Source organism: Streptomyces sp. AP-93, assembly GCF_022808175.1.
Classification (GTDB): domain Bacteria; phylum Actinomycetota; class Actinomycetes; order Streptomycetales; family Streptomycetaceae; genus Streptomyces.
In genome coordinates this window covers 163,513-188,112 of the sequence record NZ_JALGBX010000002.1, presented here as the reverse complement: position 1 = coordinate 188,112, position 24,600 = coordinate 163,513, and the positions used below count along the sequence as shown (strand labels likewise).

Below are 24,600 nucleotides of genomic sequence, written 5' to 3'. Positions count from 1 at the left end.
CTGGTGGCTGCACTGCTAGGCCACCTTGCGGAAATTGGGCAGGAAACCCGGCGAGGCCGGGGGTGTGGACAACACAGCCACACCCCATGCGGAAAAGTCCAGGGTTCACTCTGCTTTCTCTCAAAACTTGTGCCCGGCACATGGTGGTGGTTCCGGAATCCCAGATGAGGAATCGGGCCGCAAAGTCGGTGATGGTCGGCCTATCGCTCACAGCAGACGGGAAACTGTTCCCATATGGCTGCGGCACAAGCTACAACACACCAATGCCTCCACGCTCACTTGAAATCGGCCCTGCCGGACGGGCCGCAGCCCGCGCCATCGAACGCACCCGCGTCGCGCGCGGCTACTCGCAGCGCCAGCTCGCAGCCCGCGTCCTCGCGCTCGGCCGGCCCATGACCTTCACCGCGCTCTCTCGCATCGAACGCACCGTGCGGCGCTGCGATATCGACGACCTGGTCGCCATAGCCGCTGCCCTTGGAACGCCGCCACAGGCGCTCCTCGCCGACTGGCCCACAGAGCTCCTGTCGGCTGGCGAGGCCGCAACATAGCCGACGATCCCCGGTCAGCCAAACCGGGGATTCTCCGGACCATTGGTGTTCCCGGTGCACCTTCTCGCTCCGGCCCGTGTCAGAACTCTTTCCATTTTGCGATAGGAAGCTCTTGCGTCGATCTTCGATACCCCCTGCCCGAAAAGACCTCGCTGCCATCCAGGGGATAGGTGAGGCGGGAGGGAATGCCGCGTCCAGTGAAACCCCTACCGTGAAGGGAGCCAATTCCGCCGACCGTCTGCTCACGGTCGACGAGGCCGCGGGGCGCCTTGGAACCGGTGTGCGCTTCATTCGACGCCTCATCTCCGAGCGCCGCATCGAGTACGTCAAATTGGGCAAGCACGTCCGCATAGCCGACAGCGTCCTGACCGCCTACGTGGCGGTGCGCACGGTCGCGCCCGTCCGCACCCGGCGGGCGGGCTACGGGACGGCTGCCTGATGCCTCCAGCCCGTAAGCGAGTTCCCCGCCGTAGCTTCGGCGCGATCCGGAAACTGCCCTCGGGGCGCTACCAGGCCCGCTACCCAGGCGCGACCGGCATCCTCCGTGCGGCCCCTCAGACGTACGAGACCAAGCGCGACGCCGAGGTTTTCCTCGCTCAGATCCAGGCCGACCAGTCACGCGGTGACTGGATCGACCCGACGGTCGGCGAGGTGCTGTTCGCCGAATACGCCCGGCGCTGGATCGACGAACGCGGCATCGCCCCCACCACCGACGAGCTGTACCGGCGGCTGCTGCGCATCCACCTGGAGCCTGCCTTCGGCAGCCAGTACGTCAACACCATCAGCCCTGCCAAGGTGCGGACTTGGCGTGCGGAACGGCGTACGGCGACCGGTGCGACCACCACGGCGAAGTCTTACCGGCTGCTGAAGGCGATCATGCAGACCGCCGTCGAGGACGAGTTGATCCGTCGGAACCCCTGCTCCATCCGCGGCGCGGGCCGCGAGGACGCCGATGAGAGGCCAGTCGCCACCATCGACCAGGTCTTCGCGCTCGCCGAGGTCATAGGTATCCGCTGGCGACTGATGGTGCTGCTGGGCGCCTTCGCCTCCATGAGACCCGAGGAGCTGGCCGAGCTGCGCCGCGGCGACATCGACCTCGACACCGGATCCGTACGCGTCCGACGTGCGGCTCCGGAGCTGAACACCGGACGCCGGGTGATCGGAGACCCCAAGTCCCGAGCGGGCAAGCGGGAGATCATGCTGCCCGGCTTCGTCCTCCTCGACGTACGCCGGCACCTGGACTGGTACGCCCAGCCCGGACCCGAGGGTCTGGTGTTCGTGGGGGAGAAGGGCGCCGCCCTGCGCGGCACCACCTTCGGCCGCAAGTGGCGCAAGGCCCGCGACGTGGTCGGCATGCCGAAGGAGTTCCGCTTCTACGACCTCCGCCACACCGGAAACACCCTCGCGGCGGACACCGGCGCCAAGCTGAAGGACCTCATGGTCCGCGCGGGCCAGTCGTCCGAGCGGGCCCAGCTGATCTATCAGCACTCCACCAAGGCGCACCAGCGCACGCTCGCAGACAACATCGACGCCGACGTCCGCCGCCAGCGTGGGGAGCCACCCGAGAGCAGGGCGAGATCTGCAGCAGTCCGTGTGCTGGTTCCCCGCCCGCCGATGGGACCGCAGTCCAGGCGAACGATGTGATCCGTCCGGCTCGTCGGTTTGGTTCCTTGCCAGGCCGGCGAGTCGCTTTGGGTGACTGGCCGATGCCCCTCGTCAATGGCCCTCGGTCGGTACGTCGAAAAGGCGCACGGTTCTCCGTGCCCGAGGGGCTAGAGGTTGGGCGGTGATGATGTCCTCGGTGCCCTCATCCGTGGAGGTAACAGATGTGATCAGGGAACCTGGCATGGTCACCTCGGCAGCTCCGAGCGGTACGGGATGCCCACAGATGTCGAGGCTGAACTCCGGCTCGCTCAGGGACAGCTCTACCCGCTCGCCGACCGCCAACAGCGCGGCAGCGACTGGGGGGAGATCTGCGGGGCGCGGGAAGGTCCACTGGGACAGTGAGGGCGGCACCTCGGCGGTCTGCCCGGCGAGAAGCTGGTGTGCCAGGAGGATGTTCGCCCAGTCGCCCGGGGAGACGGACTCGGGAACACCGAAAGGGGTGCCCGTTCGCCGTTGGACCTCGCAGAGCTTCTCCATGAGTGCGATCTCGTCGTCCAGGGCACTGCTGCTGATCGTTTTGCTGCTCACATCACCGCAGGGCACAGATGGTCCGACGGGCTTGTTATGCAGGTACAGCTGGAACCGGTGGGGCGGCCGTGCCTGCCGAGCGAACCGGAGCAGGGACAACCTGTCGCTGGGCTGCATGTCGGGTACGGGTGACAGAGACAGGTTCGTGCGCGCGGTTCGATCGTGCTGATCCAGCCGGAGGACGATCTTCAGCGATCCCGTGCGGTCGGTTCCAGTGGCAACGGCTCCACGCCTTCCCCTGTGGCCCACCTGGAGGTCTACGGTCAACGAGGCCAGCCGACGGCCGTCCTCGTCCTCGATCACGGCCCGTGCGGGGATGCTGAGGCCCGGTACTTGCCTCGGCCCGAAACGAAGCAGTGCAGAGGCGTGCGGGGGCTCGTTGTGAATGCCAAGGCCTGCAGGAAGATCAAGGACGACACGCGCGAGATGGTCTCCGGTCAGCTCCACGGGATCGCCGAAGTCCAGGAATTGATCCCAGGCCGCACGCGCGTCGCGCCCCTCAGGGGTGTCTGGGAACGCGGCTTTGAGGCTGAGGGTCGTCGGTCGGTCTGTCTCGGCGCCCGGGTAGGCCGGCTCCATGGAGATGCTCTCCCCATTGGGCCCGGCTGTCACGGAGAAGCGGTAGTGAGGCTCGGTCTCGTTGAGTCGCGTAACGGTCTCCCCGACGCGGGCGACGGCGTCTGCCCCGTCTGACACGGCAACAAGCTGCCCGGTAGCGAGTTGGCGCATGATCTCGTGCGTGGTCCAGAAGCCTTCGTGGAGGTAGTAATTCGCGAAGGCCGGCTGCTCCAGTTCCCTTGCCCTCAGCCAGTTCAAGCCGTACCAGGACAGTGGGAACGGATGCCGGGAACGCAGTCCTTCGAACCAGTCCAACTCCGCGGGACTCTGGTCGATCGGCACCACCAGTGTCCAGCTTGTTGGCCCGTGCTCAGCGGCACGGGCCAAGGAATTCTCGACCTTCCGGCGGCGGGAGTGATCCAGCCTTCCCGTGAACGACTTCATCTCATAGATCGCCAGCGTGCCGTCATCTCGACGGAACAGGGCGTCACGCCCGCCATCGCCCCCCGACCCATCGATCCGAAGCACATCCTGGTTGAGCAGGCTCAGCAGCACGGCCACCGCCGTCTCGTAGGAATCTGCCTGCTGCGCCACCTGTTCCCAGCGCGATGCTCCACTCGCCATGCAACCCTCCTGCTTCCAGTCTGCCGCGCCTCCGCAGTCTCCGGGGGCAGGATTGTCAGGCAACGTCCTCGCTCTCTGGAGGGGCGAGCCGAATGCAGGGGACGTTCAACCTGACGCACCGTTAGGGCAGTTATGGCACGCGAATGGCACGCGGGCCGGGAGAGGTCCAGACAACGAAGAAGGCCCAGGTCGTTGACCTGGGCCTTCTTGCAAGAGCGGATGACGGGAATCGAACCCGCGCTATAAGCTTGGGAAGCTCATGTTCTACCATTAAACTACATCCGCGCAGTGATCCAGTTGCCTGGAGCGCTATCGTTTCTCACCCTACCCCATGATCGACCCCTGGTGAATTCGCCCCGGGAGTGGTGTCGCGTGCGGGGTGTACGGAGGGTCGTGGGGGCGGGAGTTGGGGCGTACCTTGTGTGTGCGGAGCGGCGGCTGGAGTGGGTCTTGTTCATCCCCTAATGTGGCGATTCATCGCAGTACGGCTGGTTGGGGAAAGGGACTCGATGGAGCACACCGTCGTCCGTTGTGCCGAAGGGCACGTGTTCAGCACCGCTTCGTTCCCGCTGCAGCACCTCGGTGCCGGCCGGATCGGGCCGGGACGGCTGCTGCGGTGTCCGCGCTGTGCGCGGCTGCGGCATGCCGTGCCCGTGGGAGCGGCGCCGAAGCGGTAGACAAGAGGGAGACACCGGCGCGCGGGGTTCCGTCTCGATTGGGGCGGCCCGCGCGCTCTGCGTATCCTCGGGACGTGCTTCTCTCTGATAAAGACATCCGGGCCGAGATCGACAGCGGACGGGTTCGCATCGACCCCTTCGACGAGTCGATGGTGCAGCCCTCCAGCATCGATGTACGTCTCGACCGGTTCTTCCGGGTCTTCGAGAATCACCGGTACGCGCACATCGACCCCGCGGTCGAGCAGTCCGACCTGACCCGGATGGTCGAGCCGGAGGGTGACGAGGCGTTCATCCTTCACCCGGGTGAGTTCGTACTCGCGTCGACCTACGAGGTCATCTCGCTGCCCGACGACATCGCCTCCAGACTGGAGGGGAAGTCCAGTCTTGGGCGGCTGGGGCTGGTGACCCATTCGACGGCCGGGTTCATCGACCCGGGGTTCTCCGGGCACGTGACGCTGGAGCTGTCGAACCTCGCCACGCTGCCGATCAAGCTCTGGCCGGGTATGAAGATCGGACAGCTGTGTCTGTTCCGGCTCAGCTCGCCCGCGGAGTTCCCGTACGGGAGCGAGCGGTACGGATCGCGGTACCAGGGCCAGCGCGGCCCGACGGCCTCGCGGTCCTTCCAGAACTTCCACCGGACCCAGGTGAGGCACGAGGCATGAGTGACGGAGTGAGTGGCGGAGTGAGTGCCGGAGTGAGTGGCGGAGTGCGCGAGAACCTCGATTACGAGGGGTTCGGGCGGGCCGTGCGCGAGCTGGCGCAGACCATCGCCGACGACGGGTACGAGCCCGACATCATCCTGAGCATCGCCCGGGGCGGCGTCTTCGTCGCGGGCGGTCTGGCGTACGCGCTCGACTGCAAGAACATCCACCTGGTGAACGTGGAGTTCTACACCGGGGTGGGCACCACCTTGGAGATGCCGGTCATGCTGGCGCCCGTGCCCGAGGCGATCGACTTCACCGACAAGAAGGTGCTGATCGCCGACGACGTCGCCGATACCGGGAAGACGCTCAAGCTCGTCCACGACTTCTGTCTCGGACACGTCGCCGAGGTCCGGTCCGCCGTGATCTACGAGAAGTCCCACTCGCTCGTGAAGTGCGAGTACGTGTGGAAGAAGACCGACGAGTGGGTCAACTTCCCCTGGTCGGTCGAACCACCCGTCGTGAAGCGTGAGGGACAGGTCCTCGACGCCTGACCTCCGCCACGTGAAAGAGGGGCCCGTCGCGCGGTGCGCGGCGGGCCCCTCCGTGTTTGTGTGCGTGCGCTAGATCGTGCCCAGCTTGATGATCGACAGGAGGGCGATCAGCTGGATCGCCGACGCGCCCAGGGCCTTCGGCCACGGCAGGTCGTGCGATTTGCTGATCAGGGAGGTGAAGAGCGCGCCGGCCGCCACCCAGGTGGCCCAGCCCAGGATCTGGACGAGCATGTTGTCGCCGCCCAGGAACATGGCGAACAGCAGGCGCGGTACGTCCGTCAGGCTCATGACCAGCATCGACAGGCCCACCGTGGGCTGCCACGATCCGTCGCCGCCCAGCTGGCGGGCCAGCGTGTGCGTGACGGCGCCGAGGACCAGGCCGCAGATCACGAAGGCCACGCCCGCCGAGAGCACGATCGGGAAGGCGTTGGGGAGGGTGGCGTTGATGACGTCGTTGCGGGTGTCGTCGAGGCCGAAGACCGCGAGCAGCCCGTAGAGGAAGGTCACGATCAGCGCCGGCCCCCAGACGGCGTAGTCGCGCATCTGCAGGAAGGTCTGGCCCGGGCGCGTCACGATGCCCCGGAGCAGTTCCTTCCACGGCAGCCGCGGACCGATGGGGGCGGCGGCCTGTGCCGCGCCCGCCTGGTAGGTCCCGCCCTGGGTGTACGCGTACGGGTCCTCGCCGATGGAGAAGGCCTGGGTGTAGCCCGGGGAGTCGCTCGGACCGCCGGCTCCCTGGCCCGGACCCGGGCTGGGGGGATGGCCGTAGCCGTATCCCTGGCCATGGCCCTGGCCGGCGTTGCCGCCGTGCGGGTCGAAGTATTCGGGCTCGCCGTGGCCCCCGGGAGCGGCCTGCTGCGGCCACTGCTGGGGTGCGTAGGGCTGCTGGCCGTACGGTGCGGGCGCCTGGGGCGCCTGCTGAGAACCGTACGGCTGCTGCCGCGGGGGTTGTTGCGGGGTGCGGTTGTTGTCCCGGCCGCGTCCGATCCTGAATCCAGCCACGTGATCGAAAGTACCCGCTCCCGGGCGGTCCGGTGGCCGGGCCGGGGGAAGAAGCCCCCTTTGCGGCTGAGCTGTGACATCCCCTAGGGGGTACCTGGAGAGCCGTCTCGGGGTGGGTTCGAGGTGGGGTCGGGGTGGGTTACGTGGCTGCGCGGCAGTCTGCTGATTCCTGTTACATCTCCGACGGAATACGGACATACCGGCTCCGTAACTTCGTAGACGTAGCCACCGCCACGAAGCACGAACGAGCACGAGAAGAGCCCCGTCATGCGCAGTCCGCACCGTCGCACCACCCTCCGTACCGCCGCCGTCGTGGCCGGTGCGGCCGCCGTCCTCGCCCTTCCGGTGGGGTCCGCCTTCGCGGATTCCCCGGCAGTACCGGACCCGCAGGTCCTGCCCGGCGTCGAGCAGCCGTCCGTGGACCCGCAGCAGCCGCAGGTGGACCCGAGTGTCCCGCCGACCACGCCGCCGACCACGCCGCCGACCACGCCGCCCACCACGCCGCCGACCACGCCGCCCGTGAAGCCTTCGCTCCGGGACTACGTCACGACCGTGAAGCTGGCCGACGGATCGGTCGCCAAGATCTACAAGTTCGGCGACGGCCACTTCGAGGCCGACATCTTCTCCGGCGGCACCAAGCTGGACACCCTGGTCAGCAAGGGCGGCAAGCCTGCCCACGGCCAGAACAACGGGCTGCACGTGGTCCTCCAGCCGAACGGCACCGTCACCTCGTGGATCGAGGGCGCGACCAAGCCGGTCGAGAAGCCGAAGCCGGTGGAGAAGAAGGAGAAGGCGGAGAACTCCGTGCAGGTCGCCATGCCCGACGGGCGCAACGCGCGGCTGATCGACGGCCCGAAGGGCAAGCGCGTCGAGCTCTCGATGCCGAACGGGAACCTCCTCGGGACGCTCGACCTGAAGCACCCGACCGCGACGAACGACGGCTGGACGTACAAGCTCGTCCAGGACGGGAAGCGCGTGAAGTTCGTCGTCATCGACGGCAAGAGCGGTGGCAACAGCTGGGTCTACGACTTCGCCAGCGGCAAGCTGATCGAGACGTACAAGGTCGCCAGGCCCGCCAAGCCAGTCGACAAGGTCGAGAAGGTCGAGAAGGTCGACAAGGTCGAGAAGAAGGCCGTCGAGCGGGTCGTGCCCAAGGGCGGAGTGAAGGCGGGCGCCGAAGGCATGGTCCCGGTGGCGGCGGAGGCCGACGGGCAGACTCCGCTGCTGCTGGCCGCCGGCGGGGGCATGGCCGCGGTGGGTGCGGCCGGGCTGGGCTTCGCGGTGCTGCGTCGCAGCCGGAGCGAGCGGTCCTGACCGCGCTCTGCCGGTGAGGGCGGCCGGGCGGGGGCTCGGCCGGTGCGTGGGGCTTTCCCCCACCCCCCCTTCCCGAAACCGGGGCTCCGCCCCGGACCCCGTACGGCGGAACGGCCCGCCCCCACAGGGGACGGGCCGTTCCGGCGTTCAGCGTTCGGTGCCGCGCGGGCTACTTCGCCTCGGCGTCGGTCTCCGGCTCCGGCTCCGGCTCCGGCTTCCCCGTGTCCTTCGCCGCCGGCTCCGCCGGGGTCTCCGCCTTCGGCTCGGGCGCCTTGACCTCAGCCTCAACCACCGGCTCCGGCTCCGGCTCAGGCTCCGGCTCCTCGAGCGGCTCCGGCGTCTTCACCGAGTCCAGCAGCAGCTGCGCCACGTCGACCACCGTGACGTGTTCCTTCGCCTGGCCGTCGTTCTTCTTGCCGTTGATCGAGTCGGTGAGCATGACGAGGCAGAAGGGGCAGGCGGTGGAGACGATGTCCGGGTTCAGGGACAGGGCCTCGTCGACGCGCTCGTTGTTGATGCGCTTGCCGATCCGCTCCTCCATCCACATCCGCGCCCCACCCGCGCCACAGCAGAAGCCGCGCTCCTTGTGGCGGTGCATCTCCTGCTGACGCAGGCCCGGCACGGCCGACATGATCTCGCGCGGCGGCGTGTAGACCTTGTTGTGCCGGCCCAGGTAGCACGGGTCGTGGTACGTGATCAGCCCGTCGACCGGGGTCACCGGCGTGAGGCGGCCCTCGTCGATCAGGTGCTGGAGCAGCTGCGTGTGGTGGATGACCTCGTACTCGCCGCCGAGCTGCGGGTACTCGTTCGCGATGGTGTTGAAGCAGTGCGGGCAGGTGGAGACGATCCGCTTCGCCGACTTCGGCTTCTTGGTCTCCGGGTCCGCTTCGCCGTCCTCGTTGAGGGACTCGCCGAACGCCATGTTCAGCATCGCGACGTTCTCCTGAGCCAGCTGCTGGAAGAGCGGCTCGTTGCCCAGGCGGCGCGGGGAGTCACCCGTGCACTTCTCGTCGCCGCCCATGATCGCGAACTTGACGCCCGCGATGTTCAGCAGCTCGGCGAAGGCCTTCGTGGTCTTCTTCGCCCGGTCCTCGAGGGCGCCGGCGCAGCCGACCCAGTAGAGGTAGTCGAACTCGGAGAGGTCCTCCGCGTCCTTGCCGATGATCGGGACCTCGAAGTCCACCTCCTTGGTCCACTCGACGCGCTGCTTCTTTGCGAGGCCCCAGGGGTTGCCCTTCTTCTCCAGGTTCTTGAGCATCGTGCCCGCCTCCGACGGGAACGCGCTCTCGATCATCACCTGGTAGCGCCGCATGTCGACGATGTGGTCGATGTGCTCGATGTCCACCGGGCACTGCTCGACGCACGCGCCGCAGCTCGTGCAGGACCACAGGACGTCGGGGTCGATGACCCCGTTCTCCTCGGCCGTGCCGATCAGCGGGCGCTCCGCCTCGGCCAGCGCGGCCGCGGGGACGTTGGCCAGCTGCTCCGGCGTCGCCTTCTCGTTGCCCTCCATGTCCTTGCCGCCGCCGGCCAGCAGGTACGGGGCCTTGGCGTGCGCGTGGTCGCGCAGCGACATGATCAGGAGCTTGGGGGAGAGGGGCTTGCCCGTGTTCCAGGCCGGGCACTGCGACTGGCAGCGGCCGCACTCCGTACACGTGGAGAAGTCGAGGATGCCCTTCCACGAGAACTGCTCGACCTGCGAGACGCCGAAGACGTCGTCCTCGCCCGGGTCTTCGAAGTCGATGACCTTGCCGCCGCTGGTCATGGGCTGGAGCGCGCCCAGCGCGACCGCGCCGTCGGCGTTGCGCTTGAACCAGATGTTCGGGAAGCCGAGGAAGCGGTGCCAGGCCACACCCATGTTGGTGTTCAGCGAGACCACGATCATCCAGATCAGCGAGGTGCCGATCTTGATCATCGCGGTGAAGTAGATGGCGTTCTGCAGAGCGCCGAGCGACATGCCCTTGAAGGCCAGCACCAGCGGGTACGACACGAAGTACGCCGGCTCGTACGAGTCCACGTGGTGGATCGCGCCCTCCAGGCCGCGCAGGCACAGGATCGCGAGGCCGATGGTCAGGATGACGTACTCGACGAAGTACGCCTGCCAGGCCTTCGAGCCCGTGAAGCGCGACTTGCGGCCGGCCCGCGAGGGCAGCGACGCGAGGCGGATCCCCATCAGGATGAGGATGCCGACCACGGTCATCAGGCCGATGAACTCGATGTAGAGCTCGAACGGCAGGAAGCCGCCGATGATCGGCATCATCCAGTCGGCCTGGAAGAGCTGGCCGTAGGCCTGCGCCAGCGTCGGCGGCAGCGTCAGAAAGCCGATCGCGACGAACCAGTGCGCGAAGCCGACGATGCCCCAGCGGTTCATCCGGCTGTGGCCGAGGAACTCCCGGGCAAGGGTGAGCGTTCGGGACTTCGGGTCGTCCGTACGGCTGCCGGCCGGTACGGGCTGTCCGAGCTTCACGAAACGGTAGATCTGCGCCACGGCTCGGGCGAGCAGCGCGACGCCGACCACGGTCAGGACCAGCGACACGATGATCGCGGCGAGTTGCATGGGAGGGCTCCTCGGGCGGCACTTACTAAGCGGTAACTTATTCAGTCAAGGCTTGAGGTTACCCAGTCCCGACGCCGCAATGTAGCCGAGCGCGCGGTGATCTGCGTCGCTCGCCCCCCGCTGCGACGGGCTGCGTCCGCGTCGCGTCCGCGCCGCTTCGCCGCCCGCTCCCCGCCTCAGGGCCGCCCGTGCCGCCAGGCCGCCCGCGGGGTCTGCGCGAGGATCGCCAGGTCCATTCCCAGCCAGTGGTTCTCCACATAGTGCCGGTCCAGCAGGTCCATCTCCTCCCACGGTAGTTCCGAACGTGCGCTCACCTGCCACAGCCCGGTCATCCCGGGCCGTACGAGGAGCCGCTCGGGCCGGTCCGACGGGCTGTTTCCGGGGCGCGGCCCGACCAGCGACATCTCGCCCCGCACCACGTTGAGCAGCTGCGGCAGCCGGTCCAGCGCGCACCGCTCCAGCGCCGCCCCGGCCCGCCCCTTGCCCACGCGCAGCCGCCACGCCCGGTAGGGCCGCCCGGCCAGGCCCGCCGCGGGTTCGCGTACGAGGACGCCCGCGCCCTGGGTCGCGTACAGCAGGGCGGCGGTCAGCAGCAGCGGTACGAGGAGCACCCCGATCAGGAGCGCCGCTCCGGCGAGGTCGAGCACCCGCTTGGCCGATGGCCCGGCCGGCCATGGCCCTGGCCGGGCGGGGAGGCGTCGCAGCAGCAGAGGCATGCCAGCACGGTGCCGTACGCCTCCGGCGGTGTGGGGGTGCCGCGCGGCCGTGGTGCCCCGTTCGGGTGCGGCGCCGCCGCTGGGGCTCCGCCCCAGACCCCGCGCCTCAAACGCCGGCGGGGCTGGATTGTGCCTGCGGCCGCGGAGCGGCGTATGCGGTGAGCGCGAGTGGTTGCGCGTAAGTGCAGCCTAAAGGTTGAGTCTCCTCGACTCACCTCTGTTGACACCGGCGGAGGGGTGCGGCACTCTTGAGTCTGTTCCACTCAAGTCAGCTGGAGGAATCAAAATGGCACGTGCGGTCGGCATCGACCTGGGCACCACTAACTCCGTCGTCAGCGTTCTGGAAGGCGGCGAGCCCACCGTCATCACCAACGCCGAGGGCGCCAGGACCACGCCGTCCGTCGTCGCCTTCGCCAAGAACGGTGAGGTCCTCGTCGGCGAGGTGGCCAAGCGCCAGGCGGTCACGAACGTGGACCGGACCATCCGCTCCGTCAAGCGCCACATGGGCACTGACTGGAAGATCAACCTGGATGGCAAGGACTTCAACCCGCAGCAGATGAGCGCCTTCATCCTGCAGAAGCTGAAGCGCGACGCCGAGGCGTACCTGGGCGAGAAGGTCACGGACGCGGTCATCACCGTCCCGGCCTACTTCAACGACTCCGAGCGCCAGGCGACGAAGGAGGCCGGCGAGATCGCGGGCCTCAACGTCCTGCGCATCGTCAACGAGCCGACTGCCGCCGCCCTGGCCTACGGCCTCGACAAGGACGACCAGACCATTCTCGTCTTCGACCTCGGTGGCGGCACGTTCGACGTGTCCCTCCTGGAGATCGGCGACGGCGTCGTCGAGGTGAAGGCCACCAACGGTGACAACCACCTCGGTGGCGACGACTGGGACCAGCGCGTCGTCGACTACCTGGTGAAGCAGTTCCAGAACGGTCACGGCGTCGACCTGGCCAAGGACAAGATGGCGCTCCAGCGTCTGCGCGAGGCCGCCGAGAAGGCGAAGATCGAGCTGTCCTCCTCCACGGAGACCTCGATCAACCTGCCCTACATCACGGCTTCCGCCGAGGGCCCGCTGCACCTGGACGAGAAGCTCACGCGCTCGCAGTTCCAGCAGCTCACCGCGGACCTGCTCGACCGCTGCAAGGCCCCGTTCCACAACGTCATCAAGGACGCGGGCATCAACCTGTCCGAGATCGACCACGTGGTCCTGGTCGGCGGCTCCACCCGCATGCCGGCCGTCGCCGAGCTCGTCAAGGAGCTCACCGGCGGTCAGGACGCCAACAAGGGCGTCAACCCGGACGAGGTCGTCGCCCTCGGCGCGACCCTCCAGGCGGGCGTGCTCAAGGGTGAGGTCAAGGACGTCCTGCTCCTCGACGTGACCCCGCTGTCCCTGGGTATCGAAACCAAGGGCGGCATCATGACCAAGCTCATCGAGCGCAACACCACGATCCCGACCAAGCGGTCCGAGATCTTCACGACGGCCGAGGACAACCAGCCGTCCGTGCAGATCCAGGTCTACCAGGGCGAGCGCGAGATCGCGGCGTACAACAAGAAGCTCGGCATGTTCGAGCTGACCGGCCTGCCGCCGGCCCCGCGTGGCGTCCCGCAGATCGAGGTCTCCTTCGACATCGACGCGAACGGCATCATGCACGTCACGGCCAAGGACCTCGGCACGGGCAAGGAGCAGAAGATGACCGTCACCGGCGGCTCTTCCCTCGCCAAGGACGAGGTCGACCGCATGCGCCAGGAGGCGGAGCAGTACGCGGACGAGGACTCCCGCCGCAAGGAGGCGGCCGAGTCCCGCAACCAGGGCGAGCAGCTCGTCTACCAGACGGAGAAGTTCGTCAAGGACAACGAGGACAAGGTCCCGGCCGACGTCAAGGAAGAGGTCGAGGCCTCCATCGCCGAGCTGAAGGAAAAGCTCAAGGGCGAGGACGCTGCCGAGATCCGCACCGCGACCGAGAAGCTCGGTGCCGTCAGCCAGAAGCTCGGCCAGGCGATCTACGCCGACGCCGGTGCCCAGGCCGCCGGTGGCGCGCCGACCGGTGACGCCGGCCACGCCGACGCCAACGACGACGTCGTCGACGCCGAGATCGTCGACGACGAGAAGCCGAAGGGTGGCGCGGCCTGATGTCGGAGGAGACCCCGGGCTTCGACGAGAAGCCCGAAGTCCCCGCCGACGCCGCGCCTGACGACGCCGCCGAGCCGAAGGCCGCAGCTTCCTCCAAGGAGGAGGCCGCGGCCCCGGCCGGGGACTCCGCAGCAGCAGCACTGGATGTCGCTCTCCTGGCCCAGCTGGACCAGGCCCGTACCGCGCTCGGCGAGCGCACCGCGGACCTCCAGCGGCTCCAGGCGGAGTACCAGAACTACCGCCGCCGGGTGGAGCGGGACCGGATCGCCGTCAAGGAGATCGCGGTCGCGTCCCTCCTGACGGAGCTCCTCCCGACCCTGGACGACATCGGCCGGGCGCGGGAACATGGCGAGCTGGTCGGCGGCTTCAAGTCGGTGGCCGAATCGCTGGAGACCGCCGCGGCCAAGATGGGTCTGCAGCAGTTCGGCAAGGAGGGCGAGCCCTTCGACCCGACGATCCACGAGGCCCTGATGCACTCGTACGCGCCGGATGTCACCGAGGACACCTGCGTGGCGATCCTGCAGCCGGGGTACCGCATCGGCGAGCGTACGATCCGTCCCGCGCGGGTCGCGGTGGCCGAGCCCCAGCCGGGCGCGGCGCCGAAGTCCGAGGCGGCGGAGGCCGGGTCCCCGGCGGACCCGTCGGCCGCGTCGGACCCGTCGGACAAGGACGCGGATGCCCCCGAAAAGGGCTGAAGCTGCGGCGCCCTTTGCACGACGTGTAGGACAAGAAGTGGCGCGAGAGGAGGGACACCGGGGATGAGCACGAAGGACTTCGTCGAGAAGGACTACTACAAGGTCCTCGGTGTCCCGAAGGACGCCACCGAGGCCGAGATCAAGAAGGCGTACCGGAAGCTCGCCCGCGAGTTCCACCCGGACGCCAACAAGGGCGACGTCTCGGCCGAGGAGCGCTTCAAGGAGATCTCCGAGGCGAACGACATCCTCGGCGACGCCAAGAAGCGCAAGGAGTACGACGAGGCCCGCGCCCTGTTCGGCAACGGGGGCTTCCGCCCCGGTCCGGGCGGGGGCGGCGGCTCGTTCAACTTCGACCTCGGCGACCTCTTCGGGGGCCAGCAGCAGGGCGGCGCGGGCGGCGGCTTCGGCGGCGGCGGCCTGGGCGATGTCTTCGGCGGCCTGTTCAACCGCGGCGGCGCCGGCGCGGGTGCGGGCACCCGTACCCAGCCGCGCCGCGGCCAGGACATCGAATCGGAGGTCACCCTCTCCTTCACGGAGGCGGTGGACGGGGCCACGGTCCCGCTCCGGATGTCCTCGCAGGCGCCCTGCAAGGCCTGTTCGGGCACCGGCGACAAGAACGGCACGCCCCGCGTGTGCCCGACCTGCGTCGGCACCGGCCAGGTCTCGCGCGGCAGCGGCGGCGGCTTCTCGCTGACCGACCCCTGCGCGGACTGCAAGGGCCGCGGCCTCATCGCCGAGACCCCGTGCGACATCTGCAAGGGCAGCGGGCGGGCCCGCAGTTCCCGGACCATGCAGGTCCGGATCCCGGCGGGGGTCTCCGACTCCCAGCGGATCCGGCTGCGCGGCAAGGGAGCTCCGGGCGAGCGCGGCGGCCCGGCCGGTGACCTGTACGTGGTCGTGCACGTGGACGCGCACCCGGTCTTCGGCCGCAAGGACGACAACCTCACGGTGACCGTTCCGGTGACCTTCGCGGAGGCGGCGCTGGGGGCCGACATCAAGGTTCCGACCTTGAACGGCCCCTCGGTGACGCTGAAGCTGCCCCCGGGCACCCCGGGCGGCCGCACGATGCGGGCCCGCGGCAAGGGAGCGCTCCGCAAGGACGGCACCCGCGGCGACCTGCTGGTGACGGTGGAGGTCGCCGTCCCGACCGAGCTGAACGACAAGGCCCGCGAGGCCATGGAGCTGTACCGCGAGGCGACGGAGTCCGAGGACCCGCGTTCCGCGCTGTTCGAGTCCGCGAAGGGAGCATGACATGGACGGCCGCCGTAGGAGCCAGTACCAGCTCACCGATGAGACCCCGGTCTACGTGATCTCGGTGGCCGCCCAGCTCTCGGGCCTGCATCCGCAGACCCTGCGCCAGTACGACCGCCTCGGCCTGGTCTCCCCGGGCCGTACGGCCGGGCGCGGCCGGCGCTACTCGGCCCGTGACATCGAACTGCTCCGCACGGTGCAGGCGCTGTCCCAGGAAGAGGGCATCAACCTGGCCGGCATCAAGCGGATCATCGAGCTGGAGAATCAGGTCGCCGCGCTCCAGCAGCGCGTGGCCGAGCTCTCGACGGCCGTCGACGGCGCCGCCGCGGTCCTCCAGCAGCGCGAGGCGCAGGTGCACGCCTCGTACCGGCGCGACCTGGTCCCGTACCAGCCCCCGCAGCCGGGCAGCGCCCTGGTCGTCTGGCGGCCGGCGCCCAAGCGCCCGCTGGACTGACGGCGCCTGGACCGACGACGCCCTGACCGCGAGAAGGCCCCGATCCGCCGGATCGGGGCCTTCTCGTCGTTCCGGCGCCCCCGGTACCCCCCCCGTCAGGGGCTCCAGGGCGGTCCAGGACCTCCTGCCGGGCCCGCGGCGGCGGTCCGGGGCCCGCGGCGGCTACTTGTCGTCGAGGATGCCCGACTGGGCGATGAGGAAGCCGAGCTGGGCCCGGCTGCCGCTGCCCAGGGCGGAGGCGAGCTTGGCGATGTGCGCGCGGCAGGTCCGTACGTTCATCCCCAGCCGGCGCGCGATGGCCTCGTCCACGTGTCCCTCGATGAGGAGCTGGGCGATGGAGCGCTGGACGCCGGAGATCCCGGCGGGCGTGTGCTCGTAGGTCACCTCGTCGCCCAACGGAACGGCTCGGCGCCACAGTTGCTCGAACACCTTGATGAGGTACCCCACGACTCCGGGGTGGCGCAGCTCCAGCGCCACGCCCCGGGCGTCGCCGGCCGGGATGAATGCCACGGTGCGGTCGAAGATGATGAGGCGCTCGATCAGTTCCTCGAGGGTGCGGATCTCGACCTTCCCGGTGGAGATGCGGTCCGCATAGGCGAGCGTGCCCTGGCTGTGCCGCGCGGTGTGCTGGTAGAGCGTGCGGATGCTCACCCCGCGGTTGGTCACGTTGGTGCCGCGCTCCAGGGCTTCGGACAGGGCGAAGGGGGGACGGGCGCCGCCCGGCTGGACCGTGAGGACCTCGGTGTGGCACTCGGCGGTGGCCAGGTCGAGCGCGGCGTTGATCTGTTCCAGGCCTTCGAGCGGCGTGATGGCGTGGGAGTTCGCGGGACTCCGGGCGCTGATGGCGAGGAACGGCTCGAATGCGTCAGTGAGGTCGACGGCGCTGCGGCGGCGCTCCTGGATCTCCTGTTCGAGCGGGTGGAGGCGTTGTGCGAGTGCGACGGAGGGGGGAACCGCGCGGAGCTGGTTCGCGTCATCGGGGTCGGGTCGCAGCAGGCCGAATTCGAGCAGGCAGGGGGCGTTGCCGACCTCGCTGCGCGGCACGCGGCCGGTGCTCAGCGCCGCCGCGTACAGCCGTGTTCCCTCGGTGCACATACAGGTGACCGGGTGGGGATGTGTCGGGTTCGTGTCGGTATTGGGCAAATCTCCACCCCCCAGGGTCCTGAACATGTAAGAACATGATGCATCGTCCCTGTGGCACTGACGTGCCTGAATGAGCCATCGTCTGACACGCGGGGGAGAGGATTCCATCAAGTGAGGACGAAGCCGACCATGTTCAAGAGAATGCTTCGCTCGGCGCTTGCCGTTGTTTTCTCCGCCGTGGCGGTCTTTGGGGCAGCCAGTGCCGTCAACGGGGACGCGGGAAGCGCTCGAGCCGATTCGGGTCCGAGTTCGGCACCGGCGGGCAAGTCGGACATCAGTTGGGACACCATGCCCACCCGGGTCTCCTGATGACCCCCGACGACCACGGCTTCCGCCGTGAAATGGCATCGGCATACCGCTCAGGCTGGCAGTTCATCGATCTCACCAGTGCCATTCCTTACGCCGGTGACTCGCTGAGGGTCACCCTCTTCGGCCAGCCGATCATCGTGGTGCGGGAAGAGGACGAGGACGTCCGTGCCTACCGCTGTCTGCGCCGTCCCCGAGGCGCACCGCAGCCCGTCCGCTGCGAGATCCGGTACGGCATGGTCTTCGTCAATCTGGATCAGCGTGATCATCAACTTTTCGAGCCCGAATCCGCCGCCACCCCCCGCAGTGCCTGAAGCGATTCCCCTGTCGTCGCAGATCGCTCAGGCACTACCCCCACACAGCGACGCCATCGTGGACCTGACCACGATGGCGTCGCTGTGATGTCCGTGTCCAGTGGTTGAACCGGACATCGTTGAACCGGACACCGTTGAACCGGACATCACTCAACCGGACTGCACTCAACCGGACAGCGTCGGCTACGCGCGCCCCATGGCCCGGTCGAGGGTGATCTCCACGACCACCCGGTCCGGGTTCGGCGAGGGCATCCGCCCGTACCGCTCCGCGTAGCGCCGTACCGCCTCCGCGACCGAGGCCTCGTCCGTACGGACCACCGCGCGGCCCTCCAGGGTCGCCCAGCGCCGCCCCTCCAGCTGGCACACCGCCACCCGGGCCCCGTCCTGCGGGTCGCCCTGCGACGCCAGCACGTTGCGGACCTTCTTGCTGCCCTTGTTGCTGATCACCCGTGCCAGCCCGGCTTCCGGGTCGTAGGTCACGCCCACCGGGACCACGTGCGGGCTGCCGTCGGGACGGTGCGTGGTCAGCGTGCAGACGTGCCGCTCCCGCCAGAAGGCGAGGTACTCGGCCGTCGGGTTGAGTACGTCATGAGCCGTGGCGGTGCCGGACGTGTGGGAAGGCGACATGCGCGAAGGGTACGTCCCGCGACCTTGAGTGGAATAGACTCAACTTTGTGCAGGTTGCCCATGTGAAGCACGAGAGCTGTACGAGCTGTACGGAAGGGAGAAGGCGCACGTGGATGCCGAGCTGACCAACAGGAGCCGGGACGCGCTGAACGCGGCCACCACCAGGGCCGTCAAGGACGGGCACGCGGACCTCACGCCCGCGCACCTGCTGCTGGCGCTGCTCGCCGGCGAGGACAACGAGAACATCACCGATCTACTCGCCGCGACCGACGCCGACCAGGCAGCCGTACGTGCCGGAGCGGACCGCCTGCTCGCCGCCCTGCCCAGCGTCACGGGCTCCACCGTCGCGCCCCCGCAGCCCACCCGCGAGCTGCTCGCCGTACTGGCGGAGGCCGACGCGCAGGCCGGGAAGCTCGGCGACGAGTACCTCTCCACCGAACACCTGCTCATCGCCGTCGCCGCCAAGGGCGGCGCCGCCGGAGAGCTCCTTTCCGCCCAGGGCGCGACCGCGAAGAAGCTGCGCGACGCCTTCGAGAAAGCAAGAGGAGGGCGGCGGGTGACCACCCCCGACCCCGAGGGCCAGTACAAGGCCCTGGAGAAGTTCGGCACCGATTTCACGGCGGCCGCCCGCGCGGGCAAGCTCGACCCGGTCATCGGCCGCGACCACGAGATCCGCCGCGTCGTCCAGGTGCTCTCGCGCCGTACGAAGAACAACCCGGTGCTCATCGGCGAGCCCGGCGTCGGCAAGACCGCCGTCGTCGAGGGCCTGGCCCAGCGCATCGTCAAGGGCGACGTCCCCGAGTCCCTGAAGAACAAGCGGCTGGTCTCCCTGGACCTCGGCGCGATGGTGGCCGGTGCCAAGTACCGCGGCGAGTTCGAGGAGCGGCTCAAGACGGTCCTCGCGGAGATCAAGTCCAGCGACGGCCAGATCATCACCTTCATCGACGAGCTGCACACGGTCGTCGGCGCGGGCGCCGGCGGGGACTCCTCCATGGACGCGGGCAACATGCTCAAGCCCATGCTGGCCCGCGGCGAGCTGCGGATGGTCGGCGCGACCACCCTCGACGAGTACCGCGAGCGGATCGAGAAGGACCCGGCGCTGGAGCGGCGCTTCCAGCAGGTGCTGGTGGCCGAACCCTCCGTCGAGGACACCATCGCGATCCTGCGCGGGCTCAAGGGCCGCTACGAGGCCCACCACAAGGTCGTCATCAACGACAGCGCGCTCGTCGCCGCGGCCACCCTTTCCGACCGCTACATCACCTCCCGGTTCCTGCCCGACAAGGCCATCGACCTCGTCGACGAGTCCATGTCCCGGCTCCGCATGGAGATCGACTCCTCGCCGCTGGAGATCGACGAGCTCCAGCGCTCGGTCGACCGGCTGCGCATGGAGGAGCTGGCCCTGAACAACGAGTCCGACCCGGCCTCGCGCGAGCGACTCGACAAGATCCGCAAGGACCTCGCGGACAAGGAGGAGGACCTGCGGGGCCTCACCGCCCGCTGGGAGAAGGAGAAGCAGTCCCTCAACCGGGTCGGCGAGCTCAAGGAGCGCCTGGACGACCTGCGCGGCCAGGCCGAGCGCGCCCAGCGCGACGGCGACTTCGACACCGCCTCCAAGCTCCTCTACGGAGAGATTCCGGCCCTGGAGCACGAGCTCGCGGAGGCCACCGAGGCCGAGGCCGAGGTGTCGAAGGACACCATGGTCAAGGACGAGGTCGGCCCGGACGACATCGCGGACGTGGTCGGCGCCTGGACCGGCATCCCGGCCGGCCGCCTCCTGGAGGGCGAGACCCAGAAGCTGCTGCGCATGGAGGAGGAGCTGGGCCGGCGCCTGATCGGCCAGGGCGAGGCCGTGCGCACCGTCTCCGACGCCGTACGCCGCACCCGGGCGGGCATCGCGGACCCGGACCGGCCGACCGGCTCGTTCCTGTTCCTCGGGCCGACGGGCGTGGGCAAGACGGAGCTGGCCAAGGCGCTCGCGGACTTCCTCTTCGACGACGAGCGGGCCATGATCCGCATCGACATGTCGGAGTACGGCGAGAAGCACAGCGTGGCGCGCCTCGTCGGCGCCCCGCCCGGCTACGTGGGCTACGAGGAGGGCGGCCAGCTGACGGAGGCCGTCCGCCGCCGCCCGTACTCCGTGGTCCTCCTGGACGAGGTCGAGAAGGCCCACCCCGAGGTCTTCGACATCCTGCTCCAGGTCCTCGACGACGGGCGCCTCACGGACGGCCAGGGCCGCACCGTGGACTTCCGCAACACCATCCTGATCCTGACCTCGAACCTGGGCAGCCAGTTCTTGATGGATCCGTCCACAGGTGTGGACGAGAAGAAGGCCCGGGTCCTGGACGTGGTGCGGGCCTCCTTCAAGCCGGAGTTCCTCAACCGCCTCGACGACCTGGTGGTCTTCTCCGCCCTGAGCGGGGCCGAGCTGGCCCACATCGCCGAGCTCCAGATCGGCCGCCTGGCCAAGCGGCTCGCCGAGCGCCGCCTCAACCTGGACGTCACCTCTGAAGCCCTGGCCTGGCTGGCGGACAAGGGCAACGATCCGGCGTACGGCGCCCGCCCCCTGCGCCGCCTCATCCAGACGGCCATCGGCGACCGCCTGGCCAAGGAGATCCTCGCGGGCGAGGTCCGCGACGGAGACACCGTCCGGGTGTCCGTGGCGGGCGACGACCTGCTGGTCGGCAAGGCGCTCTGACGGCTGGCCGGCACGCCTTGAATGGCCATCCATCCCCCTTATGGGCGCCCTACGCCTGTCCGCCCGGAGCGGATCGTGACTGTGGGGGTGGACACGGGGTAGGCGCGATGGGGGAGGATGGCCGCATCCGCACGAAGGGAAGTCACACGGTGAGCATCGACCCGGCCTCGATTCCGAACTTCGGAGGGCAGCAGCCCGATCCGCAGGCCACAGGACCGGCGGGCCCCGTCGTCCCCGACCAGGACCTCGTGAAGCAGCTCCTGGAGCAGATGGAGCTCAAGTACGTCGTCGACGACGAGGGTGACCTCGCGGCGCCGTGGGAGGACTTCCGCACGTACTTCATGTTCCGCGGCGAGGACGAGCAGCAGGTCTTCTCCGTGCGGACCTTCTACGACCGCCCGCACAAGATCGACGAGAAGCCCCAGCTCCTCGAGTCGATCGACGACTGGAACCGCCGCACGCTGTGGCCCAAGGTCTACAGCCACACGCACGACGACGGCTCCGTCCGCCTGATCGGCGAGGCGCAGATGCTGATCGGCACCGGCGTGAACCTGGAGCACTTCGTGTCCTCCACGGTCAGCTGGGTCCGCGCGTCGATCGAGTTCGACAAGTGGCTCGTCGAGCAGTTCGGCCTGGAGAAGGACGTCGACTCCGCGGACAAGAAGTCCGACGAGGACGGCGAGGGCGGCTCCGAGACCAACTAGGTCCCGGTCCGGCCCCTCATGGCGCCACCCTCACGGCGCCACCCCGGACGCGAGCAGCAGGTACGGCCCGTATCCGTACGAGAGCCCGGCCAGCACCCCGGTCACCACGACCGCGGTGCGCGGCCGGGCTTTCGCCATGAGGGCCGCCGCCGGCAGCAGCAGCGGGAACGCGGGCATCAGGAAGCGCGGCTTCGATTCGAAGAAGCCCGCGCCGCCGTAGGTCATCGCCAGCAGCACGCCCGTGTACACGAGCAGCGGCAGCGGGATCCCGCGGTCGGCCGCGAGCAGCCCGGCGAGCACCAGCGCGGCCGTCAGCAGGACCACCGTCACGGTCGTGGCGAGCTCCACCTGCCCGATGCCGGACAGCGCGTGCCGTGCCGAGCGCAGCGCGCCCGCGCCGAAGTCGAAGCGCGAGCCCCAGCCGCTCTGGACGGCGAAGTAGCCGCCGAGCGGATCCCCCCGGCGCACGCCGACGAGCAGGACGTACGAGGCCCAGCCCGCGGGAGCGGCCAGCCCGGCGGCCCACACCGCCGCGGGCGCGCGGCCCCGCCGCCGCCAGATCTCGTACGCTGCGGCCGCCGTCACCGCGGCGGCGACCGCGATCCCGGTGGGCCGGGTCAGCCCCGCGAGCACGGCGAGCCCCGCCGCCCACCCCCAGCGGCCGCGCAGCAGGGCGTACAGGGCCCAGGCGGCGAAGGCGGCCAGCAGGGCTTCGGTGTAGGCGAGGGTCAGCATGAGGGCGTGCGGCAGCGAGGCCCACAGCGCGACGAGCAGCACCCCGGCGCGGGCCCCGAGCAGGTGCGCCCCGACCCGGTGCACCCCCACGGCGGCCGCGCCCGCGGCGATCCAGGCGACGGCGAGCGCGGCGACGGCCGGGGAGCCGGGCAGCACGGCGGCGGCGCAGCGGATCAGGGCGGGGTAGAGCGGGAAGAACGCGGAGTCGCTCTGGACCGAGCCGATGCCGGGATAGATCTGGGTCCGCCCGTAGCCGTACTCGGCGACCCGCAGGTACCAGACGGAGTCCCAGGACTCCCCGAGCACCCGTACGGGGCTGCGCCCGGTCCACCAGGCCGCCACGGCGACCGCGAGCACCCCGGCCCCGCGCACGGCGGCGTACACCCCGAGCGCGAGGACGGCGCCCGGGATCCCGGCCCGGGGGCCGCTGCGCGTGCCGGTCCGTTCGCCGTCCGCCAGCGTCTCCGGCTCCGTCGCCATGTATCCCGACCTTCCTGGTCGCGCGTGAGTACGCTCATCCGATGATGAGAGCTTCCGGCACCTTCAAGGTCGTCAGCTTCACCCCCACGGCGCTCACCCCGGTGCCCCAGGTGGAAACAGGTCTCCCGGTCGGAGTCGCCACTATGGAGAAACACTACGAGGGCGAGACCCTCACGGGCCGCTCGGCCACCCTCTTCACGGCCGCCTTCGACGAGGGGTCGGGCATCGGCAGCTATGTGGCCATGGAGTCCTTCGAGGGCGCCCTGGCCGGCCGCGAGGGCGCCTTCAACTTCGTCCACTCGGCCGCCACGGACGGCGGCCCCCACCGCGCCGCGGAACACTTCGCGATCGTCCCGGGCAGCGGCACGGCCGCCCTGGCGGGGATCACCGGCTCCGGCGGCCTGCGCGTCGCGGAGGACGGCACCCACCACATCTGGTTCGACTACGACCTTCCGTAGCCGGCCGGGCCCGGCCTCCCGCGGTCCGGCTCGGGCGCTCACCATCGCTGAAGACGGGAAGCAGCCTCTCGCAGGACGTCGTCCCGCTTGCAGAAGGCGAAGCGGACCTGGCTGCGACCGGCGGCCCGGTCGTCGTAGAAGACGGAGTTGGGGATGGCGACGACACCGCAGCGCTCGGGGAGGGCTCGGCAGAAGGCGTAGGCGTCCTTCTCGCCGAAGGGGGTGATGTCGGTCGTGATGAAGTACGTGCCCTGGGGCTGGTAGACCTCGAACCCGGCCGCGCGCAAGCCGTCGCCGAGCAGGTCGCGCTTGCGTTGCAGGTCGGTGCGGAAGCCGTCGAAGTACGCGTCCGGCAGGCGGAGCGCCTCGGCGATCGCGTACTGGAACGGGCCGGCGCTGACGTACGTCAGGTACTGCTTGGCGGTCCGGACCGCGGAGACGAGAGGGCCGTCCGCCATGACCCACCCGACCTTCCATCCGGTGAAGGAGAAGGTCTTGCCGGCGGAGGAGATGGAGACGGTGCGCTCGCGCATGCCGGGGAACGTCGCCATCGGGACGTGGGTGGCGCCGTCGAAGGTCAGGTGCTCGTACACCTCGTCGGTGACGACGAGCAGGTCGTGTTCGACGGCGAGCGCGGCGATGGCGCTCTGCTCTTCGGTGGTGAGGACCATGCCGGTCGGGTTGTGAGGCGTGTTCAGGAGCAGGAGGCGGGTCCGTGGGGTGATCTTGGATCGCAGTTCGTCCAGGTCCGGGCGGAAGGACGGGGCGCGCAGGGTGAGCGGTACGCGCTTCGCGCCGGCCATGGCGATGCAGGCGGCGTAGGAGTCGTAGAAGGGTTCGAAGGCGATCACCTCGTCGTCGGGCTCCAGCAACGCGAGCATGGTCGCGGCGATCGCCTCCGTCGCCCCCGCGGTGACCAGGACCTCCGTGTCCGGGTCGAAACCCAGGTCGTAGAAGCGGCGCTGGTGGTCTGCGATCGCCTGGCGCAGCTCCGGGACGCCCGGGCCCGGCGGGTACTGGTTGCCGCGGCCGTCGCGCAGCGCTCGTACGGCAGCCTCACGTACAGACTCCGGGCCGTCCGTGTCCGGGAAGCCCTGGCCCAGGTTGATCGCGCCCGTCGCCGTCGCCAGCGCCGACATCTCCGCGAAGATCGTCGTCCCGAGTCCGTCCAGCCTTCGGTTCAGCAGTGGTCTGGCGCTCATGTCTCCACCGTTCTCACT

22 protein-coding genes and 1 tRNA gene are annotated in these 24,600 nt (G+C 69.3%); 14 read left to right on the top strand and 9 right to left on the bottom strand.

Annotated features, from left to right (window positions below):
• Positions 1-263: 263 nt before the first annotated feature.
• The 3 genes from MTF69_RS04005 to MTF69_RS03995 all read left to right on the top strand — a co-directional run bounded on the left by MTF69_RS04005 (position 264) and on the right by MTF69_RS03995 (position 2,192).
• Positions 264-548, top strand: a complete 285-nt coding sequence (locus MTF69_RS04005) for a helix-turn-helix domain-containing protein (protein WP_243330728.1) — start codon at positions 264-266, stop codon at positions 546-548.
• Positions 549-759: 211 nt separating this feature from the next.
• Positions 760-987 (top strand): excisionase family DNA-binding protein, encoded by a 228-nt coding sequence (locus MTF69_RS04000; RefSeq protein WP_243330726.1) that lies wholly within the window; start codon positions 760-762, stop codon positions 985-987.
• Positions 987-2,192, top strand: a complete 1,206-nt coding sequence (locus tag MTF69_RS03995; RefSeq protein WP_243330725.1) for a site-specific integrase — start codon at positions 987-989, stop codon at positions 2,190-2,192. Before MTF69_RS04000 ends, MTF69_RS03995 begins: the two co-directional genes overlap by 1 nt.
• Before the next feature lie 72 nt (positions 2,193-2,264).
• Here MTF69_RS03995 and MTF69_RS03990 read toward each other — a convergent pair whose 3' ends face one another.
• Positions 2,265-3,923 carry a hypothetical protein gene (locus MTF69_RS03990; RefSeq protein ID WP_243330724.1) on the bottom strand — a complete coding sequence of 553 codons (1,659 nt, stop codon included), beginning with the start codon at positions 3,921-3,923 and terminating at the stop codon, positions 2,265-2,267.
• 214 nt (positions 3,924-4,137) lie between these two features.
• Positions 4,138-4,208, bottom strand: a tRNA-Gly gene (locus MTF69_RS03985).
• Between the two features lie 466 nt (positions 4,209-4,674).
• Between MTF69_RS03985 and dcd the strand changes: the two genes are divergently transcribed.
• Complete coding sequence (gene dcd / locus MTF69_RS03980) at positions 4,675-5,262, top strand: dCTP deaminase (RefSeq protein ID WP_243330723.1); 588 nt, start codon at positions 4,675-4,677, stop codon at positions 5,260-5,262.
• Positions 5,259-5,795: a phosphoribosyltransferase gene (locus MTF69_RS03975; RefSeq protein ID WP_243330722.1), complete on the top strand. Its 537-nt coding sequence runs from the start codon at positions 5,259-5,261 to the stop codon at positions 5,793-5,795. Before dcd ends, MTF69_RS03975 begins: the two co-directional genes overlap by 4 nt.
• A gap of 69 nt (positions 5,796-5,864) precedes the next feature.
• Here the strand turns inward: MTF69_RS03975 and MTF69_RS03970 are convergent, their stop codons facing one another.
• Positions 5,865-6,797 (bottom strand): Yip1 family protein, encoded by a 933-nt coding sequence (locus MTF69_RS03970; RefSeq protein ID WP_243330721.1) that lies wholly within the window; start codon positions 6,795-6,797, stop codon positions 5,865-5,867.
• 267 nt (positions 6,798-7,064) lie between these two features.
• Between MTF69_RS03970 and MTF69_RS03965 the strand changes: the two genes are divergently transcribed.
• Positions 7,065-8,111, top strand: coding sequence for a hypothetical protein (locus MTF69_RS03965; protein ID WP_243330720.1), 1,047 nt, complete (start codon positions 7,065-7,067; stop codon positions 8,109-8,111).
• A 169-nt stretch (positions 8,112-8,280) separates the two neighbouring features.
• Here the strand turns inward: MTF69_RS03965 and MTF69_RS03960 are convergent, their stop codons facing one another.
• Both MTF69_RS03960 and MTF69_RS03955 read right to left on the bottom strand, forming a co-directional pair.
• Positions 8,281-10,668: a (Fe-S)-binding protein gene (locus MTF69_RS03960; protein WP_243330718.1), complete on the bottom strand. Its 2,388-nt coding sequence runs from the start codon at positions 10,666-10,668 to the stop codon at positions 8,281-8,283.
• Positions 10,669-10,844: 176 nt separating this feature from the next.
• Positions 10,845-11,384 (bottom strand): sugar transferase, encoded by a 540-nt coding sequence (locus tag MTF69_RS03955; RefSeq protein WP_243330716.1) that lies wholly within the window; start codon positions 11,382-11,384, stop codon positions 10,845-10,847.
• Between the two features lie 286 nt (positions 11,385-11,670).
• On the opposite strand from MTF69_RS03955, the gene dnaK reads away from it, so the two are divergent.
• The 4 genes from dnaK to MTF69_RS03935 all read left to right on the top strand — a co-directional run bounded on the left by dnaK (position 11,671) and on the right by MTF69_RS03935 (position 15,918).
• Positions 11,671-13,518 carry a molecular chaperone DnaK gene (gene dnaK / locus MTF69_RS03950; RefSeq protein ID WP_243330713.1) on the top strand — a complete coding sequence of 616 codons (1,848 nt, stop codon included), beginning with the start codon at positions 11,671-11,673 and terminating at the stop codon, positions 13,516-13,518.
• Positions 13,518-14,213: a nucleotide exchange factor GrpE gene (grpE, locus tag MTF69_RS03945; protein ID WP_243330711.1), complete on the top strand. Its 696-nt coding sequence runs from the start codon at positions 13,518-13,520 to the stop codon at positions 14,211-14,213. The genes dnaK and grpE overlap by 1 nt, the downstream gene beginning before the upstream one ends.
• Before the next feature lie 63 nt (positions 14,214-14,276).
• On the top strand, positions 14,277-15,464 hold the full coding sequence (gene dnaJ / locus MTF69_RS03940; RefSeq protein WP_243330710.1) for a molecular chaperone DnaJ: 1,188 nt from the start codon (positions 14,277-14,279) through the stop codon (positions 15,462-15,464).
• Between the two features lies 1 nt (position 15,465).
• Positions 15,466-15,918 (top strand): heat shock protein transcriptional repressor HspR, encoded by a 453-nt coding sequence (locus MTF69_RS03935; RefSeq protein ID WP_243330706.1) that lies wholly within the window; start codon positions 15,466-15,468, stop codon positions 15,916-15,918.
• Between the two features lie 162 nt (positions 15,919-16,080).
• On the opposite strand, the gene MTF69_RS03930 is transcribed toward MTF69_RS03935, so the two are convergent.
• Complete coding sequence (locus MTF69_RS03930; protein ID WP_243330704.1) at positions 16,081-17,088, bottom strand: helix-turn-helix transcriptional regulator; 1,008 nt, start codon at positions 17,086-17,088, stop codon at positions 16,081-16,083.
• Positions 17,089-17,369: 281 nt separating this feature from the next.
• Here MTF69_RS03930 and MTF69_RS03925 point away from each other — a divergent pair, with 281 nt between their 5' ends.
• Positions 17,370-17,681 carry a (2Fe-2S)-binding protein gene (locus MTF69_RS03925; RefSeq protein ID WP_243330702.1) on the top strand — a complete coding sequence of 104 codons (312 nt, stop codon included), beginning with the start codon at positions 17,370-17,372 and terminating at the stop codon, positions 17,679-17,681.
• Positions 17,682-17,864: 183 nt separating this feature from the next.
• Here the strand turns inward: MTF69_RS03925 and MTF69_RS03920 are convergent, their stop codons facing one another.
• Positions 17,865-18,308: a pyridoxamine 5'-phosphate oxidase family protein gene (locus MTF69_RS03920; protein ID WP_243330700.1), complete on the bottom strand. Its 444-nt coding sequence runs from the start codon at positions 18,306-18,308 to the stop codon at positions 17,865-17,867.
• A 109-nt stretch (positions 18,309-18,417) separates the two neighbouring features.
• On the opposite strand from MTF69_RS03920, the gene clpB reads away from it, so the two are divergent.
• Positions 18,418-21,003 carry an ATP-dependent chaperone ClpB gene (gene clpB, locus MTF69_RS03915; protein WP_243330698.1) on the top strand — a complete coding sequence of 862 codons (2,586 nt, stop codon included), beginning with the start codon at positions 18,418-18,420 and terminating at the stop codon, positions 21,001-21,003.
• Between the two features lie 149 nt (positions 21,004-21,152).
• Positions 21,153-21,707, top strand: a complete 555-nt coding sequence (locus tag MTF69_RS03910; RefSeq protein ID WP_243330695.1) for a YbjN domain-containing protein — start codon at positions 21,153-21,155, stop codon at positions 21,705-21,707.
• A gap of 30 nt (positions 21,708-21,737) precedes the next feature.
• Here MTF69_RS03910 and MTF69_RS03905 read toward each other — a convergent pair whose 3' ends face one another.
• On the bottom strand, positions 21,738-22,922 hold the full coding sequence (locus MTF69_RS03905; protein WP_243330693.1) for a mannosyltransferase family protein: 1,185 nt from the start codon (positions 22,920-22,922) through the stop codon (positions 21,738-21,740).
• Positions 22,923-22,966: 44 nt separating this feature from the next.
• Here MTF69_RS03905 and MTF69_RS03900 point away from each other — a divergent pair, with 44 nt between their 5' ends.
• Positions 22,967-23,380 (top strand): DUF3224 domain-containing protein, encoded by a 414-nt coding sequence (locus MTF69_RS03900; RefSeq protein WP_243331346.1) that lies wholly within the window; start codon positions 22,967-22,969, stop codon positions 23,378-23,380.
• A 38-nt stretch (positions 23,381-23,418) separates the two neighbouring features.
• Here the strand turns inward: MTF69_RS03900 and MTF69_RS03895 are convergent, their stop codons facing one another.
• Positions 23,419-24,582 (bottom strand): pyridoxal phosphate-dependent aminotransferase, encoded by a 1,164-nt coding sequence (locus tag MTF69_RS03895; protein WP_243330692.1) that lies wholly within the window; start codon positions 24,580-24,582, stop codon positions 23,419-23,421.
• Between the last annotated feature and the right edge of the window lie 18 nt (positions 24,583-24,600).